The sequence below is a fragment of the Arthrobacter sp. genome, from assembly GCF_030540645.1.
Taxonomy (GTDB): Bacteria; Actinomycetota; Actinomycetes; order Actinomycetales; family Micrococcaceae; genus Specibacter.
On record NZ_JAUNVV010000076.1, the window covers coordinates 1 to 18,244 of the forward strand.

General features: G+C 60.8%; 15 protein-coding genes. 8 read left to right on the plus strand and 7 right to left on the minus strand.

Features of this window, described 5'->3' with window-relative positions:
• Positions 1-222: 222 nt before the first annotated feature.
• Positions 223-447: a hypothetical protein gene (locus Q4P21_RS12895; RefSeq protein WP_303389162.1), complete on the minus strand. Its 225-nt coding sequence runs from the start codon at positions 445-447 to the stop codon at positions 223-225.
• Positions 448-646: 199 nt separating this feature from the next.
• On the opposite strand from Q4P21_RS12895, the gene Q4P21_RS12900 reads away from it, so the two are divergent.
• Positions 647-2,758, plus strand: coding sequence for a type IIA DNA topoisomerase subunit B (locus Q4P21_RS12900; RefSeq protein WP_303389163.1), 2,112 nt, complete (start codon positions 647-649; stop codon positions 2,756-2,758).
• Positions 2,759-3,425: 667 nt separating this feature from the next.
• Here the strand turns inward: Q4P21_RS12900 and Q4P21_RS12905 are convergent.
• From Q4P21_RS12905 to Q4P21_RS12915, 3 genes are all read right to left on the minus strand, one after another.
• Positions 3,426-3,695, minus strand: a complete 270-nt coding sequence (locus Q4P21_RS12905) for an NAD(P)-binding protein (RefSeq protein ID WP_369598900.1) — start codon at positions 3,693-3,695, stop codon at positions 3,426-3,428.
• Between the two features lie 82 nt (positions 3,696-3,777).
• Positions 3,778-4,728, minus strand: a complete 951-nt coding sequence (locus tag Q4P21_RS12910) for a M56 family metallopeptidase (protein WP_303389165.1) — start codon at positions 4,726-4,728, stop codon at positions 3,778-3,780.
• 83 nt (positions 4,729-4,811) lie between these two features.
• Positions 4,812-5,186, minus strand: a complete 375-nt coding sequence (locus Q4P21_RS12915; RefSeq protein WP_303389166.1) for a BlaI/MecI/CopY family transcriptional regulator — start codon at positions 5,184-5,186, stop codon at positions 4,812-4,814.
• A gap of 186 nt (positions 5,187-5,372) precedes the next feature.
• On the opposite strand from Q4P21_RS12915, the gene Q4P21_RS12920 reads away from it, so the two are divergent.
• From Q4P21_RS12920 to Q4P21_RS12950, 7 genes are all read left to right on the plus strand, one after another.
• A complete protein-coding gene (locus Q4P21_RS12920) occupies positions 5,373-6,971 on the plus strand; it encodes a cytochrome ubiquinol oxidase subunit I (protein WP_303389167.1) in 1,599 nt (532 codons plus the stop codon).
• A gap of 27 nt (positions 6,972-6,998) precedes the next feature.
• Entirely contained in the window at positions 6,999-8,072 is a 1,074-nt protein-coding gene (gene cydB, locus Q4P21_RS12925) for a cytochrome d ubiquinol oxidase subunit II (RefSeq protein ID WP_303389176.1), read from the plus strand.
• 1 nt (position 8,073) lies between these two features.
• Positions 8,074-11,484, plus strand: a complete 3,411-nt coding sequence (gene cydC, locus Q4P21_RS12930) for a thiol reductant ABC exporter subunit CydC (RefSeq protein WP_303389168.1) — start codon at positions 8,074-8,076, stop codon at positions 11,482-11,484.
• A 117-nt stretch (positions 11,485-11,601) separates the two neighbouring features.
• A complete protein-coding gene (locus tag Q4P21_RS12935; protein WP_303389169.1) occupies positions 11,602-12,294 on the plus strand; it encodes an alpha/beta fold hydrolase in 693 nt (230 codons plus the stop codon).
• A gap of 738 nt (positions 12,295-13,032) precedes the next feature.
• Positions 13,033-13,791: a class I SAM-dependent methyltransferase gene (locus Q4P21_RS12940; RefSeq protein WP_303389170.1), complete on the plus strand. Its 759-nt coding sequence runs from the start codon at positions 13,033-13,035 to the stop codon at positions 13,789-13,791.
• Positions 13,792-14,866: 1,075 nt separating this feature from the next.
• Positions 14,867-15,274, plus strand: a complete 408-nt coding sequence (locus tag Q4P21_RS12945; protein ID WP_303389171.1) for a PadR family transcriptional regulator — start codon at positions 14,867-14,869, stop codon at positions 15,272-15,274.
• On the plus strand, positions 15,271-15,804 hold the full coding sequence (locus tag Q4P21_RS12950) for a hypothetical protein (protein WP_303389172.1): 534 nt from the start codon (positions 15,271-15,273) through the stop codon (positions 15,802-15,804). The genes Q4P21_RS12945 and Q4P21_RS12950 overlap by 4 nt, the downstream gene beginning before the upstream one ends.
• Positions 15,805-16,160: 356 nt before the next feature.
• On the opposite strand, the gene Q4P21_RS12955 is transcribed toward Q4P21_RS12950, so the two are convergent.
• The 3 genes from Q4P21_RS12955 to Q4P21_RS12965 form a co-directional block, all read right to left on the minus strand.
• A complete protein-coding gene (locus Q4P21_RS12955; protein WP_303389173.1) occupies positions 16,161-16,622 on the minus strand; it encodes a hypothetical protein in 462 nt (153 codons plus the stop codon).
• Positions 16,623-17,655: 1,033 nt separating this feature from the next.
• Positions 17,656-17,919: a type II toxin-antitoxin system RelE/ParE family toxin gene (locus tag Q4P21_RS12960; protein WP_303389174.1), complete on the minus strand. Its 264-nt coding sequence runs from the start codon at positions 17,917-17,919 to the stop codon at positions 17,656-17,658.
• A partial coding sequence (locus tag Q4P21_RS12965) for a ribbon-helix-helix domain-containing protein (protein WP_303389175.1) occupies positions 17,916-18,244 on the minus strand: 329 nt, incomplete at its 5' end. The genes Q4P21_RS12960 and Q4P21_RS12965, both read right to left, overlap by 4 nt.

Genomic DNA, 18,244 nt, shown 5'->3' on the forward strand with positions numbered 1-18,244 from the left:
GTCCAAGCTGCGCCATCCTTCGCGATCACAGGTGCTGCGGGACTACCTGGACTAGTCCCTACGCCCTCCCAATCAATGACTCGCTAGCGAGTCATTGATTGGGTCCCTCGGGCGCAGGGGCCCCAATGCGTTGGGTCCTGAGCCGTGGCCAGTTTTAAACAAGTGAAGGGCCCTGGATTTCCAGGGCCCTTCACTTGCAGCTGTTTGTGTCGGCTGGAGGCATTAGTCGACGGGCAGCGGATCCTTGTCATGCAAACGGCTTGTCTCGTCGTACCATTCGGAGGCCAGCGGCTTCAGAGTGGATTCCACTGCGCGAGCATGGTGGCCACAGAAAAGCAGTTCTCCTCCGGAGGATTCCAAAACCACACGGACATAGGCTTGGGCGCCGCAGCGGTCGCAGCGATCAAGGGTAGTCAGCTGGGGGCTGGTAACGGTCGTGGTGGTCATGATGGCCTCCTTCATAAGTTCTCTTGTACTTTATACAACCACCATTGGTCCCACTTACTTCCATGACGGGGCCGACTTTCGCTAACCGCGTATCCGCCACGTGGGGGGACAAGAGCGCGGAGCCTGTCCGAAAAAAGTCGCCACAACCATTAACCTTGGTAGTAACCGGCCAATAACTTTCTTGAAGGAGTACGTCCACGTGGCACGCCAGAGTTCCGATTACAGTGCCCGCCACCTCTCCGTGCTGGAGGGTCTGGAGGCCGTCCGCAAGCGGCCCGGCATGTACATTGGCTCCACTGACTCCCGGGGGCTGATGCACTGCCTGTGGGAGATCATTGACAACTCCGTGGACGAGGCCCTGGCCGGGTACGGACAAAACATCTCCGTCATCTTGCACAAAGACGGCTCCGTCGAGGTGCACGATGACGGCCGTGGCATCCCCGTGGACGTGGAACCCAAAACCGGGCTGTCCGGTGTGGAAGTGGTGCTGACGAAGCTTCACGCCGGCGGCAAATTCGGTGGCGGCTCCTACGCGGCCTCCGGAGGTCTGCACGGCGTGGGTGCCAGTGTTGTCAACGCCCTGTCCGCACGCATGGATGCCCAAGTGGACCGCGGAGGCAAAACATACCAGATGAGCTTTCGCCGCGGTGAGCCCGGCCATTTCAAGGATGTCGGGCGGACCCTGAGCCCAACAGTTGAGTTCGCACCCTTCACCGAGGCATCCAGCCTTGACGTTGTCGGCAGCACCAAGCGTGGGGTGACGGGCACCCGCATTCGATACTGGGCTGATCCGCAAATCTTTACCAAGGACGCAAAGTTCTCCTATGACGAACTAGTTTCCCGTGCGCGCCAAACATCGTTCCTTGTCCCCGGGCTCAAAATCAAGGTCGTGGATGAGCGGCGCCTGGCTGGAACCCCCGGTGAATTCGCCACTCATGAGCAACTGTTCCACCACGACGGCGGCATCTCCGAATTTGTGGACTTTCTTTCCGTCGGCGGTGCAGTCACAGACATTTGGCGGCTCCAGGGCCATGGCACCTTCACCGAGACAGTTCCCGTCCTGAACGGGCAGGGCCACTTGGAAAGCACGGCAGTGGAACGTGACTGTGAAGTGGACATCGCGTTGCGTTGGGGGATCGGCTACGACACGACCATGCGCAGCTTCGTCAACATCATTGCCACACCCAAGGGTGGCCGGCATCAGGAAGGGTTCGAGCAGGCCCTGCTGAAAACGTTCCGTAAGGTTATTGAAGCCAACGCCCGCAAGCTCAAAGCCGGCAATGACAAGATCGAGAAGGACGACGTCATGGCCGGGCTGACGGCTGTGCTGACGGTTCGTCTGGCCGAGCCGCAATTCGAGGGTCAGACAAAGGAAATTCTTGGTACCCCAGCTGTGAAGAACATCGTGGCGAAGGTCGTGGAGAAGGAACTCAAGGCCAAGTTGGAATCCACTGCGCGCGGGGACAAGATCCAGGCTGCCACCTTGCTGGAAAAGGTCGTCTCGGAAATGAAGTCGCGTATTTCAGCGCGGGTACACAAGGAAACCCAGCGCCGCAAGACGGCGCTGGAATCGTCATCACTGCCCACGAAGCTGGCTGATTGTCGCAGCAACGACATTGCAGAGACGGAACTGTTTATCGTCGAAGGTGACAGCGCCTTGGGCACAGCCCGGCGCGCCCGCTCCTCCGACTTCCAAGCCCTGCTTCCGATCCGTGGCAAGATCCTCAACGTGCAAAAGGCATCAGTGGGAGACATGTTGGCCAATGCGGAGTGTGCTGCTCTCATCCAGGTGGTGGGTGCCGGGTCGGGGCGCAGCTTCGATCTCGAGTCGGCTAGGTACGGCAAGGTGATCCTCATGACCGACGCCGACGTGGACGGTGCCCACATCCGCACGCTGCTACTGACGTTGTTCTTCCGCTACATGCGGCCCATGATTGACGCAGGCAACGTCTATGCAGCCGTTCCGCCGCTCCATCGAGTAGAGGTCATCAATGCCGGCTCCAAGCCGAATGAGATGGTGTACACGTATTCGGAGAATGAGTTGCATGCGCTGCTGGCGAAGCTGGAGAAGTCAAAGAAGCAGTATAAAAAACCGATTCAGCGCTATAAGGGTCTGGGGGAGATGGATGCCGACCAGTTGGCCGAAACCACGATGGACCCGCGCCACCGGATGCTGCGCCGCGTCACCACCGCGGATGCCGACCGTGCCGAGCACACGTTTGAGTTGCTGATGGGATCAGAGGTGGCTCCGCGCAAGGAATTCATTGTGGCTGGCAGTGACCTACTGGACCAGGACCGCATCGACGCCTGACCCAGGTACTGGGAGCTACGCCATCCAACGGTGGAGGGCACGTTATCGGCGCCGTTTGAGTGCTGCCGTGCGTGCCGCGGCCGTTCCGACGGCGAACACAGGAGCCGCTCGAGTGCGTAGGTCGTTTTCGTAGTCATGAACGGCCACCACCAGGGTGGCTTCCCCGCACTCAGTTGTGTGAGGCCGCTCAGTCAGGACGTCTGCGTCAATGGTTGCGGTGGCTGCACCCTTTCCTCCCGTGGGCGGCATGGCATGGACAGCATCACCTACAGGCGTCCACCAGTGCGGCGTGGGTGAGCCGTTCAGGATCAGGTGGCAGTGCCTGCTCTACGGCGATCAGCCCCCAGATTGCCACCGGGCCGCAGCACTGGCAAGTGGATGTGTTGTGTAGATTGCAGCACGTCCGGCGGGATCGTGCGCCGCCGAGAAGAGGCCGGTACCGCCAGGACCGATCGCGAGCAAAGGCTCCCCGCCTGGAAGAGCAGTCGTGCTGTCCGGGAGACTGCTCCACAGGGTGCGTCCGGCAACCCCGGTTAATCCGCACTGGAATGACGTTGGGCGACCTGCCAACTGCTCCGCCAGTTTTGAGCCCGCACCGTCAGCGATCACGAGCACGTCCGCCTCAACCTCGGTGCCGTTGTCAAGTTCGACGACAACGGTTTCGCCCTCAACCCTCCAGCCCTGGGGATGACCCTCGTGCCTGCGGTAGTCGCCGGCCCCGAAGAGCTGCCGGGACCCCAAGGTGCAATTTGTAACCGCCCGTCATGGCAAGGCCAGCGTCCCGCTCCGCTACCTGGACGTCAAGTCCACGCTGTACCAGGCCTTGGGCGCACGCAAGCCCACCGATCCCGGCACCCACCACCACGACTCTCATGGGATGACGGTACCAACGGACCGTCGGCGGGAGAACCTGCTGCTCACAACCGGGGCGGGGCATGGTGTCGTTTTCCGGTGCCTGTACCCACGTGCACTTCCGCCGCTCCTGCCCCGGTCCTGCCCTGGTTCGGGTCTGCCTGAACTCAGGGCAGAATGCCGGGCACGAGCAGCAATGCCGTCGGGACGGCCAGGAGCAGCAACGCCCCGGCAACAATAAGAAGCTGTGCGCCTGCCGCCAAGGCGGGTGTGGGGGCCAGTAATCTGCTCAACCTGGCGGAGGTGGTTGCCGGGGTGTCGATCTTCTGTGCATTGTCGCCAATGAGGGTATCTGCCGGTAACTGCGCGGACCCACTGGCCACCAAGGCGATGGCCGTGACAAGGGTGGACTTGCTCACAGAACGCAGGGCGACTTCATCCGCCATGATTTCAATCAGCGAGGACACAGCCTGCTGGGCCAACTTTGACGTCGGCAACCACGGCAAGGCCGAACGCCACGCCGAAAATGCCCACAACAGCAGATGATGGCGCTGTGTCAGATGGGTTTGTTCGTGTATCAATACCGCACGCAATTCCTCTGGGCTCAGTAAGTCCAGCAGCCCGTCGGAGAGGACTGTGACGGAGCGTGAGCCGCCAGGCAGGCAATAGGCCACGGGTACCTGATGGTTGATGACCAGTGTGCCGGGCCTGTCATCGGAGGGGGAGCTGAGGATGTTGAGTAGGTCGCGGTGGCGTCGGCGTTGACGTTCGATCCTAAAAAACGTCAGCCATAGAGTGAAGATCAGGTGAGCCGAGAGCAGTGCGGCAGCACTGAGGGCGAAGGCGTGGATAAGACCCAGCGTGTCAAGGGATGCCCGGCCAACAACAATTTGCATCAACGCGTGGAGGCCTTGGCCAAGGTTGTCACCCAACGGCACCAAGCCATAACAGAGCATAGCTCCAATCATGGAGAGGCCACCGGCCAGCGCTATGGACTGCCACAGCACCATGGCAGCGGAAGGGGCCCGTGCAGGCCAAGCTGCACGGGCAAGAAATACGGGGACCGGCCAAGCCAAGACGAGTGCCAAGGCGGCAAGGAACCAAGAGGTCCAAAACATGTTCTACAACTTACCGTGTCTGGGCAGCCGTGCATTGACAAGGGAAGCCCAGGCTCTGGCTTTGACGTTGGCGGCCGAGGTTGTTAGCGTCCCAGTAGCTTCCGCAACGTCTCTGCTTCACCGGAGCTGACAGTTCCAATGAACCGCGCCAAAACTGCTTCGCGGTCGGGAGCCGAGCCCAGCACTTCAAGCATGAGTTCCGCCGTGTGGTCTTCCCTACTTGTCACGGCGCAGTAGCGGTGCGGGCGAGTGGAGCGTTCGCGCTCAACGAGGCCCTTCTTCTCCAGCCGGGACAATACCGTCAGGACGGTTGTGACGGCGAGTGGGCGGGCTTCAGCTGAGTTGGTGCCTGAGGGGCGCTGAGAAAGCAGGTCGCGCAATGTGTTGGCAGTAATGGCTTCCTGATGTTCCCACAGCAAGTCCATGACCGCCCTCTCGAGATCTCCAAGCGTTGCCATCTACATCCTTAATTTTGTGTCTGAGCTTTCAGCGGTGACGGGTCACACACGCCACCTGTGTTAAATGTACAGCTTTTGACAACAAACTTCTACACAGGGTAGAAATGGAAGTTCTACGAAGTGTAGAAAAACGTTTGCACGGTGTAACTCAACGGCCCATACATTTACATGAACGAGGGATAAGTAGTGGAAGCTCTGGAGATTGCCAGGTGGCAATTCGGGATCGTGACCGTGTACCACTTCTTGATGGTGCCGCTGACGATCGGACTTGGCACCCTTGTAGCCATCTTGCAGACGCGTTGGCTCCAGACAGGTAAGGAAGAGTACCTGCGCATGACCAAGTTCTGGGGCAAGCTGTTCCTCATCAACTTCATCATGGGTGTGGCCACGGGCATCGTTCAGGAGTTCCAGTTCGGCATGGCGTGGAGCCAGTACAGCCGCTTTGTGGGTGATGTCTTTGGTGCCCCGCTGGCCATGGAGGCGTTGTTGGCGTTCTTCGTGGAATCCACGTTCCTGGGCTTGTGGATCTTCGGTTGGAAGAAATTGCCGCCACGGATCCACCTCGCCTGCTTGTGGATCGCCGTGGCGGGTTCGATCGTCTCCGCATACTTCATTCTTGTAGCCAACTCCTGGATGCAGCATCCGGTGGGCGTGGAGATGATCGACGGCTATCCGCAAATGGTGGATGCTTGGGCCGTCTTCACCAACAACACTGCGATCGTGGCGTTCTTCCATACCATCACAGGTGCCCTGGCAGTTGCCGGCGGCTTCCTGCTGGGCATTTCCTGGTACCAGTTGTGGCGCCGCCGCAAGGACGGGATTGACACTGTGGATGCCACTGGGCGTGTTGTGGTGGGCGAATCCGCCACCATTGCCGGCCGTGACAAGAAAGATCACGCAGTGTGGATCAAATCCCTGCGCATCGGCGCAGTGGTGGCCATGATCGCCTTCTCCGGATCCGCTGTGTCCGGCGACTTGTCCGGCAAGCTGATGTTTGAGCAGCAGCCCATGAAGATGGCGGCCGCTGAGGCAGCCTGTCACGACGGGACGAGTTTTTCCGTCCTATCCATCGGCGACGTCGGCAGCCGCGATTGTTCAGATGTGGTGGCGGTCATGGAACTGCCCGGTCTGCTCTCCTTCCTGGCGCACAACGACTTCACCACCGAGATCAAGGGCGTAAACACCCTGGTCCCCGAGTACCAAGCCAAATTTGGCACTCACCTGCCCGACAACCCGATCTATGGTGATCGCGCAGGCCAGGAAATCAACTACGTTCCGATCATGCCCGTCACGTATTGGGGCTTCCGCATGATGATCGGCTTTGGCGGACTGGCTGCCGCGGCTGCAGCGGTTGCCCTATGGGTGACACGCAAGGGCACGGTGCCGCGTTCCAAACCCCTGATGAGGCTTGCGCTCATTGGCATTCTTGCCCCCTTCGGTGCCAATGCTGCCGGGTGGATCTTCACCGAGATGGGCCGCCAGCCCTTCGTCGTGGCCCCGAACCCGTCCATGAGCGGTGTGGACCAGGTCTTCATGTTCACCGCGGCAGCTGTTTCCCCCGGAGTTTCGGCAGGGGAGATGATCTTCTCCCTGGTGTCCCTGACCTCGGTCTATGCCGTGTTGTTGGTGGTGGAGGTTGTCCTGTTGACGAAGTACATCCGCGGCGGCGTGGTCTCCGCCATGCCTGAGCTCGATTCGACCCGTCAGGATTCCGGCGGGAAGAACGACGGCGGCAGCGCCCCGGGCGGGGGGCCAGACGACGATGTGCTTGCGTTTGCGTACTGACAATCTGCTGGAAATAAAGGACAAATGATGGATTTTCTGCCTACTTTATGGTTCATTCTGATTGCCGTGCTGTGGATCGGCTATCTCTTCCTGGAAGGGTTTGACCTGGGCGTGGGCATGCTCATGAAAACCTTCGCCCGCGATGAAAAGGAACGCCGCCTCCTGCTCAACACCGTCGGCCCCGTGTGGGACGGGAACGAAGTGTGGCTGTTGACCGCGGGCGGCGCAACGTTTGCTGCCTTTCCGTTCTGGTACGCGTCGTTGTTTTCCGCCCTGTACATCCCGCTCGTCTTTGTACTTTTGGCGCTCATCTTCCGCGCAGTGGCCTTTGAATACCGTGGCAAGGTGCATTCCGATGCGTGGCGCAAGACGTGGGATTGGGCCATTGCACTGGGGTCGTTTGTGGCTGCCTTCGGCATCGGGGCCATGCTCGCATTGACCACCACCGGCCTGCCGCTCAATGCCAACGGCGACAGGGTAGGGGGACCCTTTGCGTGGTTCACGTGGTATGCGGTGCTGGGCGGTCTGGCCGTGGTCGGGTTCGCACTGATCCACGCAGCGGCGTTTGTGGCCCTGAAGACCGACGGCGACGTCCGCCACCGTGCCCGCCGCCTTGTCCGGCGCTGGATGCCTGTGGGACTGCTGCCGCTGGCACTGTGGGTCATCACCGTTGCCGTGCAACACGGCAAATGGTTCAGTTGGATTCTCATTGCCGGCGCCGTGGCCGCTGCCGTGGCTGCGTGGCTGGCGAACCGTGCCGATCGGGAGGGCTTCAGCTTCTTGGGCATGGGTGTGTTCCTTTTGGCTGGCAGCGCCGCGATCTTCAGCGCCGTCTACCCGGTAGTGCTGCCCTCAACACTGGATCCATTGTGGAACCTGACCGTGGAGAATGCTTCCTCCTCGAACTACACGCTGGGTCTGATGTCAATCGTGGCGGCCATTGGTGTTCCGCTGGTCCTTGCCTACCAGGCATGGACATATTGGATCTTCCGCAAGCGCATCTCAGTTGCACACCTGCCTGAACCGGTGGATTTTGCCCCGGCTATCGCACTCGCGTCGGACGTGGAGAAACCTCTCGTGAGTGAAGGAGTCAAGGCCTAGCATGAGCCCCCGCCCCGCACTCCCTGCTGGCAAGTCGACACGAGTGGCACTGGCCGCACTGGCCGGATTGGCCGCCGTCAAGGCTGTGGCCTTGGTCCTGTTGATGGGCGCACTGGCCCACGCCCTGGGACAGTGGGCGTCAGGTGCAGCCCTTGACCCTGCCAAATTGCTGGTTCAGGGGAGTGCCGGGTCGGTGTTGCTGGGTGCTGCGGTGTGGGGCCAGGCCATTTTGGCCAGGCGCGCAGCGCTCGGCGCCAAGGAGGAACTGCGCGGCAAATTGGTGGCGCACCGACTCGCCGGGCGCAACAGTGCGAGGGGGAGGACAACTGCAAGCGGTGGCGGTGTGGGGGCCGAGGGTATGCTCGCCAGCCGTGGCCTCGACGGCCTTGACAACTACTTCAGTGCGTATCTGCCAGCCCTCGTGACTTGTGCCGTGCTGCCGTTGATGATTGGGCTGCAAATCCTTATTTCCGACTGGGTCAGCGCCCTCATCGTGGTCCTGACGGTACCGCTGGTTCCGGTGTTCATGATCCTAATCGGCTTCCACACCCAGGAGCGGGTGGAAAGGGCCGCCCGCGGTTTGGACCGGCTTTCAAACCATCTACTCGAACTAGCCCGCGGCCTGCCTGTCCTGGTGGGTTTGCGCCGCGCGTCGGCCCAGCGCAAGGCCTTGTCCGACGTGTGCGAGGCGTACCGCAAATCCACCATGGCAACTTTGCGTACGGCCTTCTTGTCCTCCATGGCATTGGAACTCATCAGCACCATTTCAGTGGCTGTCGTGGCCGTGTTCATTGGCGTCAGGTTGGTTTATGGTCAGATGCCGCTGGAAGCCGGACTGCTGGCACTCATGCTCGCCCCGGAGTGCTTCAGGCCGCTGCGCGACGTCGGCGCAGCCCACCACGGGAGCGAAGACGGTGTGGAAGCCCTGCGCCGCGTCAATGAAATCCTCGACGAATTCCCTGCAGGAGAGTCCTCCTCCACCGAGGCTCCAGCCGGGACCAGTGGGGAAGTCCTGTTGATTGATGACCTTTCGGTGCATTATCCAGGGCGCGGAGAAGCTGCCGTGGACGGATTCTCTGCAGTGCTCATGCCCGGCACAGCACTTGTGCTGTCGACCCCCAGCGGAACGGGCAAGTCGAGCATTTTGGCTGCGATTGCCGGTACGCTTCCTGCTGGCGGGGACCACGCTGCTGTGGTGGATGGCAGCCTCCTGGTTCGTTCCCCGGATTCCCTGGTATACGTTTCCCAGCATCCTGCCTTTACCGAGGACACCGTGCTGGAGGAGATACAGCTGTACGCGGCCGGACCCCAGCAGCTCGAGATCGACGCCGACGCACTCACCACTGCCTTGGCTCAGGTCAACGCAGCACACTTGGCGCAGCGCACTGTGGTGGATTGCAGCCCCGGCGAACTGCGGCGCGTGGCCGTGGCCCGGGCACTGGCCCGCATCGCGGTGGATCCCAGCGTGGAGTTGGCGCTGTTTGATGAACCCACCGCCCACCTTGACCCGGTCTCGGCCGCGGCCGTGCGCCGGGCACTGGCCGGCCTGAATGGAAGCGTGGCAGTGGTGGCTGCCACGCACGACACAGTGCTGGCGGCCATGCTTGGTGCCGCTGCATTCGCCGCTGTCCAGAGCACCGTGATTGAATACCCGCAGGCTGCGGTACCAGCCGTCGCACAGCTGGAGCGTCCGGAGGAAGCTCAGCGCCCACGCCTGCACTGGCGTCACTTGTTGGCGCTTCCGCTGCGGTCTCCGCGTTTTGCGGCAGGCGTACTCGTCTCGGCTCTGGCGATGCTCAGCGCTGCCGCCCTGTCGGGGATTTCTGGTTGGCTCATAGTGTGGGCGGCGCAGCAGCCTCCCATGATGTACCTCATGACCTTGATTGTGGGTGTGCGGGCCTTCGGTATTGGCCGTGCGGTGTTGCGGTACTGTGAACGCCTGCTCACGCACGACGCCGTTTTCCGCTGGGCCACCGAACTTCGGTTGAAGCTGTGGGACTCCTTGGGTTCTTCAGTGTTGCACTGGGGTAAGCTGACCCGCTCGGGCGGCGCTCTGGGCACGCTCGTGGCCGACGTCGACGAGTTGCGCGATGCCGTGCCGCGGGCCGTGGTGCCCATCCCGGCCGCCATCATCTCCTATGGAGCCGTCCTGACGGCATTGGCCATGCTGGTTCCCGAAGTCACCTGGATCGTCGTGCTGGTGGGCGTGCTGGGCCTTGTGGTCATGCCGCTGGTGGTGTTGGCCGCACAGCGGCGTGCCGCAGCGGCCGCTGCCGTGCACAGGGTCTGGCTAGCTGGCCGGGTGACCACCCTGTTTGCTGCCGCCGAGCAACTTGGAGCCAATGGCGTCGGTGCCGCCCAGGCCGCGAAGTTCACCGCAGAAGACACGACTGTGGCCAAGCCGCTGCGACGCCTTGCCTGGTCCGATGGTCTGGGGCAGGGTGGCGTCTCTCTCCTGACGGCGCTGGGAGCGGTTGCCGTCACGGTGGTGGGCATAGCGGCAGGGGTGGATCCCCGCGCCGCAGCAGTTGCAGCGCTGCTCATGCTTGCCTTGTCCGAACCGCTCGGGCAGTATCTGGAAGCCGTCTCTGCACTGCCTGCCCTGTCGGCCTTGATGGGCAGGACGCTGCCGCTGCTTGATGCTCCCTCGACTGTCGTTGGACAGTCCGCCCACCTCGATGACTCCGCATCCGTGGAGCCTGTGCAGGAACTGGAGGTGGTGGACATCACCGCCCGCTACCCGAACACATCCGCAGCCGTCTTCACCGGCGTTAGTGGCGGTACACAGCGCGGGAGCTGGTGGACCGTGAATGGCCCCTCGGGGTCGGGGAAGTCCACGCTGCTGGCTGTTTTGCTGGGCTTCCTGAAGCCTGAAACTGGGCGTTATCTGCTCAACGGAGACCCGGCAACGGCGGAAACCCTGCCCGGCATCGCCTGGTGCCCGCAGGACGCCTACCTGTTCAATTCAACGCTGCGTTCCAACCTGGCCTTGGCCCGGCCGGCAGCAACCCCGCCCACGGACACCGAGTTGGAGGAGGCATTGACCATCGTGGGACTGGGTCCGTGGCTGGCGCAGCTGCCTGCAGGCCTCGGCACACGGGTGGGCCCCGGCGGGCACCATCTCTCCGGCGGGCAGCGGACCCGGGTGTCGGTGGCCCGCACGCTCGTGGCGGGTGCCGGCGTCGTACTTTTGGATGAACCCACGGCCCACCTTGGCGAGGATGAGGCCAAGGAGTTGGTGACGGACCTTCGCTTGGCGCTGTCCGGTTCCGCTGTGGTGCTGGTGACGCATGACGTCGAACTGGCCGCAGGCGGGGACACCCACCTGGTGCTTGGCGCCAGCACGGGGGGCGTGGCCGGCCATGAACCTTCCCTTCGCCGGACGCCTGGGAAAATGGAAAGGGTGGGCTAATGCACCATCGAGGTACTCGCCAACAGCTGCCGCAGGGGGAACTTTTACTAGGACGCGGCCACGGCAACAAGAAGTGCCGCCACCGGGTTGTCGCCCTCTCCCGATAGTGTGAGGCCCATGAGTGCAACCTCACTGCTATTTTTGTCCGGAGCAGGCCTCCCTGAATGGATCTGGGATGCCACACGCGCGGCTCTCTCGGAGACGTCCGTCATTGCCCCGCGACCAGCGAGGAAAGACGCAGATGTGAGTGGCTACGCCGAGGCTGCCCTCGAGGCCGCTCCTGCGGGTCCGCTAACCCTTGTTGCCCACTCTGCCGGTGGGGTGATCGCGGCAGAAGTTACGACGTTGGCTCCGGAGCGCATCCATGGAGTACTCGGAGTGACTGCTGTCATCCCCACGGCTGGCCGCTCGTTCGCGTCCTCAATGCCTTTCCCGACCCGACTGCTGCTGCCGATGATCTTGAAACTGGCAGGTACGCGGCCTCCTGAGTCATCGATCCGCAAGTCGCTCGCTGCCGGTGTTGATCAAATAAGGGTGGATCGCCTGATACACGATTTCACCCCGGAAACTCGTGCCTACTTCACCAGCGCCCTGAGCACCGAAATCGTTGCACCCGTCCGTGGCTACGTCACCAGCAACGACGACGCCGAATTGCCGATAGCCCTCCAAAAAAGGTATGCAGCAAAACTTCAACCAACATTTTTTCGTAGCCTCACAGGCGGACACCTTCCAATGCTCCGTGATCCGCATCAGCTCGCGAGGGCCATCCGCAATTTCCAGAAAGTGGTCGATGAACAAGTGCACTCTTAGCCGGTGATGAACTGGCTGTCCCACAGGCCGGTCGGAGGCCGGCTCGTGGATTCCTGCTCGCCCCGGGACTGAATTCGTATTTGCTCATCGTGCACGACGACTCGCAGAAGCAAGTTCTCTCTGAGGATTGCTGATGGCATGACCGGTCCGTCCTCCGTCGTAACCAAGTGTCCTGGTCGCGGCTGCCGAGGCACAAGGCAAGGGGTGGGACGGCAGGTTTGACGGATGGCATCGATTCGGAGAGCTGTTTGTGGACTTTGCGCCGGAGCACTCGCGGCACTGCTCACTGGATGCTCGATCGACACATTGCTCTGGGGGAGAGATGGTGCCCGAGTCATTCAAGTAACCGAGAAGTTCGTAAGCGACTTGGCTTCGGGTGAAACGTTCGACATTGTCTGCAGGGATTCAGTGGCGGATCTCGGTGCGCCAGTCGATTGGTCAAGGCTTTCCCTACGAGAACCGGAAACTTTGTTGCGGAGGATTGGTTCGAACAAGCCACGCTCCACCCTCAGTGGAGCATCAACTTGGAGCGCCTCCCCGAGGATGCGGTGCCCGGGAGTCACTTTCCGGGAGACGTCTTCTACCCTGAGACTGACGAATGGCTTTGTATGATCGACGTTGTCTGGTCGACGCTCGTCGCCGTCGGCTGACCCAGTGCACCATCAGGCGCGTGGATTTTCTAGCTATGAAACCTTCCCTAGAGTTATCTTTAGTAGAGCTTGAGGAGTGGAGGTTGGCATGTCATCTGCGAAACCACGCGGTAGCTATGGCATCGATGCACCATGGGTGCCATGGATGTTGGCAGGCTTCACCCTCGTCTATGCTGTCCTGACGGTTCTCGGGGTCTTGTTCTGGAATCTGAGTCCACTCTCGGTCGTTGTTCTCGGGATTATCACGGTGCTGATGGCCGCATCCGCGGCCATCTACTGGCATACCTCACTTAGGGGCAAGTTCGTCCTCTGGGATCGTCTGCTCGCCATGATCGAGCTTCCCGAAGGCGGCAAGGCTCTGGACCTTGGCTGTGGGCATGGCATGGTGGCCGTGATGATTGCCCTTCGCTGGCCTGAAATCACTGTTACTGGGACCGACTTGTGGCGTTCGGTGGATCAGTCAGGGAACACTGCGGCTGCCGCAGTTAGAAACGCCGAGATCAATGGCGTGTCTGATCGAGTGCAATTTGATACCGGTGACATGACGCATCTGCCGTATCCGGATGGTACGTTCCAGTTCGTCACCGCCAGCCTGGCGATCCACAACATCCCCACGCGAGACGGTCGCCGTCAAGCCATCACCGAAGCCGCCCGGGTACTCGTTGCGGGAGGCAGCATCCTGATTGCCGACATCCGCCGCGTCACCGAGTACCGCAACGATCTGGCCGCCGCAGGACTGGCAGTAACCGAGCCGGAACCCCTAGGTTGGCGCGGCTGGTGGGGTGGTCCCTGGATGGCCACTACCGCCATCACCGCATACCGGGTCCAAGCTGAACCAGCCATGTAACAGGTCCAGAGGGGAACCTCCAGTGAAACAGTCAGACTTACAGTCAATGTCAGGACTATTTGTTCGGGTGAACGATGGACTTGGATGTCAATCTTCTCGCCAGTGTCCCCGATGAAGACGGCTTGACACCGCCTCCAGTATTTCAAGTGCTGATTGGAATAGCGGTTACCCTCCTTGTCGTGATTGGGGTCAGGATGGCGATTCGCAGAACGTGATGGCAGTTGGAGGCCGGTGCCAACATGTCGTCCCGTATCTGGGTAGACGGATCGCAACGCTGAGCACAATGATCCGGAGATCAGTTTCCCATTGGTGAGGACGGCGAGAGGAACGGCCTCCGGGCCAATATTCCTAGGTGTTGAGCAGGGCCGGGGATGAGGGTGATGTCATCCAGATCTTTTTGCCTTCGATCCAATGCTGAGTACCAATCAGGCAGCTTCTGCTTGATCTAAATCGGGGCTCCCCTCTGCACCCAGACGGATAAGTGCGATGTCCTGGTCCATGCCTGTTCGCAGCATGCCGATTTTTTGGTCCCCTGGCACCGCTGTCACGTCGCGGAATCCCTTGGCCAGCTGGCTGCATGGAGCTTGGATGTATCCTGCGCCAATGCGAACCAAACGATATTCAGGTGGTCCTTGGTGATGCGACCCAGCTAGAAATCCATCGCCTATCCCGCGCGAAGCCACAGTTTAACGCAATGCCCATCGGCAATAGGCGAGCCTCTCCGAGATCTGTTGCGCTGTTTTGGTCACTTTGGCGCTCGATGTCCAGCAAGCCAGGTCTGTTCATTGGTCATGATGGAGGCGTCCTGATTCCCACTATCCCGTTAATGCCAATGCGGCCAGCAGCACAACGAACGGTGACAAAAACAAGCAGATAATTGCCGTCCATGAGCGGTAGTGCGGCGAAGATCACGCTCCTAGGCGGTGGAAATCGCATCCTAGGGAGACTAGTCGGACGGCCCTGCTGCCTGCATGCGTGAATGTTTCGGGCGATCTTGGCAACGGATCTGGCCAGAAAACAGCTAAGAGCCACCACCCAGTATTCGTCAGCTATTAGTTGTGGAATGATAGTAGGTATGAAAAGCACTTCCCGGCCGCACGACTCACAGTTGTTGAGGGGCATTCTGCCGATGCTGGTCCTGGCACTGCTGCGTGAGCGGGAGTCGTACGGTTATGAGCTGGTCGAGCGCCTGCGGGAGCTGGGCTTGGAGGATCTTGCCACCGGCGCAGTCTATCCGGTGCTGAGCCGCTTTGAACGGGACGGGCTGCTGAGCAGCCGCACCCAGTGTTCGGGGCCCGGCCCGGCCCGAAAATACTATGCGCTGACGCCGTCGGGGGAGTGCGCGCGCCAGGAAGCTGCGCGAAACTGGCGCAGCATTGCAGCCGTGGCCGAGCGGGGTCTGGCACTGAACTGCCTCCCACCGGCAAACAAACCCAAGCCAGGGAAATCAGAATCGCAGGATTCGGAACGGGGAATCTCATGACCACTGTCCACAATGGGGGCACCCGCAAGTTGGGCCTGCGGCATGCGATGGGCAGGGATTGGTACGTCTTTAAGGTGGACCTGCACTTGGACGGGGTGATTCCCGGCCGCCACCGCAGAAGGATTCTGGCCGACCTGCGCGACAGCATTGATGCCGATGCCGCCAACTATGAGCTACCCAAAGTGCTGGCGGGGCTGGGAAAACCGCGGGTTGTCGCGGCAAGCTATGCCGAGGGTGCCGACCAGTTGCGCCCGCTGTGGTCCGCTGGCTTCATGGCGGCCATGATCATGCTTGCCATCTACTGGGTATTACTTTTCACATACTCGGCGGGGATGCTGGCAGTGGTGGTTCAAGCAGGGGGTGAATTCACGTCGCACTTCTTTTTTGTCAAGGTGATGGCCTTCGAGACCGGTGAAGGCCTGGGAATCGGGTGGAGCGGGGCGGCAGCGTTGTGGTTTCCCCTTGCATTGGCTGCCGTGGCCTTCATCCCAGCCAGCCGGGGCTGGCGCGTCTTTCACCGCAGGGCTTGAATCTTCCGGGATGCGCCGGGGAATTCACGGCAAACCATCGGATTCCGGCCGAAGGGTTTCCGGACCCGCAAGTGCCTCAGGCACTGTGTTCCACAACGGTTAAAAGTCCCTGTGAACAGCCTGCAGCATATCCCCGCCCGGACCGACTGGCACCGTACACTGGCCAGGAAGTCGGCCTGGCACTGGGTCTGCCGAGCCAAAAGTGCGGCCAAGGCGGAGCTGGAGTGGCACAATGGGGTGCGCGAAACTACACGCGGTCTGAATGGCTGGACGTGGTGCCGACCAACAATGGTGGCTTCATCATGAACTTTGCGGCCGTGGCCCTGAACGCCTCACGGATTGGCGCTTGGCAACGCCTAAGCGGCGCGGAGATGCGAGATGACCAGGCCGATCGGGGCACTGACCAGCAAAATGAAAACCACGATCCGGAATCCCCACAGCAGCCAGGCGTTCTGCACCCGTGTACCCTGCACTCCCCGGACTCCTCGGATGAACAGTCCCAGGGCGAAGACGAGTAGGGCAGCACCCACATAGCTCAGAACGGGAACGCCAACCAGCGTGCCCAGAAGAACGGCAGCATTCGAAAGGTTCAGGGCAACGGACTGGACAGTGAGCAGGGGAGTTGTGGGCTGTTTGGAGGCCAGGCTGGCCTGGCCCATCCCCAGGACCAGCTGGGCCACCCCGCACACCAGCACCAAGTAAGCGACGGCCCAGGCTGAAAGGTAGCTCGGTGCGCCCGCACTGGCTGCTGAGACAACCCCGCCCAGGACGATGCTGACGCCACCGGGGATGGCAAAGGGAAGCGCACTCTTGTTCATGTTTCCCAGCATATGCCCGGCTGGTCACTCATTTTTTCAGGGCCATCAGGCTCGCAACCCTACGGCGACGCAGCAGCTGGATTTCCTGCTTGAGCCATGGGCAACCAGTCGGGGGAACAGGGGAGTGGCGGCAGGAACGGCCGTGTACCTTTTCCGCGCAAGGCAAGCGCCAGCTGAACGGGCCTCAACAACGCCTACTTGAAAGGCTCTGGCTAGCCACCATGGGCCAGATCCAAGGATATTGCCCCAGGTGAATGCCCTATTAGCTGAGCAACTTACTGAGTACGGGAAGTCGGCATCTCGTGTCCATAGGGGGAACGCTATGCGGTGCTGGGGCTGTATTCTGTTGGTTTCATAGACTTTGGGGTAAGGACAACATGAGAACTACCCGTAATGCGCCGGCATTCCTGATTGGCATGATCATGATTCCAATGGGCATGTTTTTGTATGGGCCGATTGGAGGGCGCTTGTCCCGGCCGGAATACCGAAATCACGCGGATCTCTACACTTTGCTCATGTTGTTGGGCGGGGTGATCATTCTGGCAGGAATAGTTCTTGTGGTTCTCAGCATTTTTCGAGCGCTTCGGAAAATTGATCGACTCCCCAATTCTGCACCGGGTCCGTCGCCCGACCGGGACAATTCGGTTCCCACGGGTCGGTAGAGCCAGACATGGAATCGGCGTCTTTGGAACGATAGCAAGGCCTGGCGCTACTCCTCATAAATCCGAAATGGTGTCGAGGTAGTTCCACGCCGTATCCGCTGGCCATAGACCAAGTTGCAGTCGGGCAAGCAGCTTGGAACCCCGTCCCGAAGGGGCGTCCCGTATAGATGATGCCAAACTGTCCCGCAAGCCGGTCGGATACCGGCCAGTGGATTCAGGCGCACGTGGGAGCCGGAAAGTCGTGCCATGGCAGTTCCAGAGGGGAACCTTGAGCGAGACAAGGTAGTGTCGGGCCTCTGCAGCGGCTTCGATCCCCGCCGATTGAGCCCAACTTTGGCTACTGAGCGCCCCGTAAATCGGGAATCCCGTGTTCATCCATAGATACTGCTGCGATGATCAACATCAATCACCAAAATGACCAGGCGTGCATCTTGTAGATCGCAGACAATTCGATAATCGCCGACGCGATACCTCCACAGGCCAGACAGCCCTCCAGTGAGGGCCTTGCCTCGGTCACGGGGGTTTTCGAGTGTGGTGATCGCTCGGAGCGCGGCGCGAATATGCCGGGCATTCTGGAGGTCAGCTTTCCGAAACCACTTCGCCGCGTCGGGCGCTAGCTCGACCTCCCAGCTCACTCGATCTCATCCAGAATGCTGGCATCAACCAAGGCATCTTTTAGCCCAAGCTCGCGCTCGATCACGGTAAGCGGCACAGAATGGACACGGCCCGATCGAAGATCCGCAGCACGAGCAATGATGCGCTGTTCCCATTCCAATTCCGAAAGTTCTCGCTCCAATACCTCGCGCACAACATCGCCTAGGCTGCGCCGAGTTGCTTTGGCGAGCGCTTCGACTCGCTCACGCAGATCTTCAGGAAGCCGCACCGAGATGGGCCGGCCAAGAGGTGTTACAGTGCTCATGTAAACATTGTAAACGATGTTTACGTTGACCAACAGTGCTC

Bases quoted from the DNA above. Each gene is read 5' to 3' on its own strand.
- Q4P21_RS12910 (WP_303389165.1), bottom strand. From the start codon at position 4,728: ATGTTTTGGACCTCTTGGTTCCTTGCCGCCTTGGCACTCGTCTTGGCT.
- Q4P21_RS12950 (WP_303389172.1), top strand. From the start codon at position 15,271: ATGACCACTGTCCACAATGGGGGCACCCGCAAGTTGGGCCTGCGGCAT.
- Q4P21_RS12935 (WP_303389169.1), top strand. From the start codon at position 11,602: ATGAGTGCAACCTCACTGCTATTTTTGTCCGGAGCAGGCCTCCCTGAA.
- Q4P21_RS12905 (WP_369598900.1), bottom strand. From the start codon at position 3,695: ATGCCCCGCCCCGGTTGTGAGCAGCAGGTTCTCCCGCCGACGGTCCGT.
- Q4P21_RS12955 (WP_303389173.1), bottom strand. From the start codon at position 16,622: ATGAACAAGAGTGCGCTTCCCTTTGCCATCCCCGGTGGCGTCAGCATC.
- Q4P21_RS12940 (WP_303389170.1), top strand. From the start codon at position 13,033: ATGTCATCTGCGAAACCACGCGGTAGCTATGGCATCGATGCACCATGG.
- Q4P21_RS12915 (WP_303389166.1), bottom strand. From the start codon at position 5,186: ATGGCAACGCTTGGAGATCTCGAGAGGGCGGTCATGGACTTGCTGTGG.
- Q4P21_RS12895 (WP_303389162.1), bottom strand. From the start codon at position 447: ATGACCACCACGACCGTTACCAGCCCCCAGCTGACTACCCTTGATCGC.
- cydB (WP_303389176.1), top strand. From the start codon at position 6,999: ATGGATTTTCTGCCTACTTTATGGTTCATTCTGATTGCCGTGCTGTGG.
- cydC (WP_303389168.1), top strand. From the start codon at position 8,074: ATGAGCCCCCGCCCCGCACTCCCTGCTGGCAAGTCGACACGAGTGGCA.
- Q4P21_RS12945 (WP_303389171.1), top strand. From the start codon at position 14,867: ATGAAAAGCACTTCCCGGCCGCACGACTCACAGTTGTTGAGGGGCATT.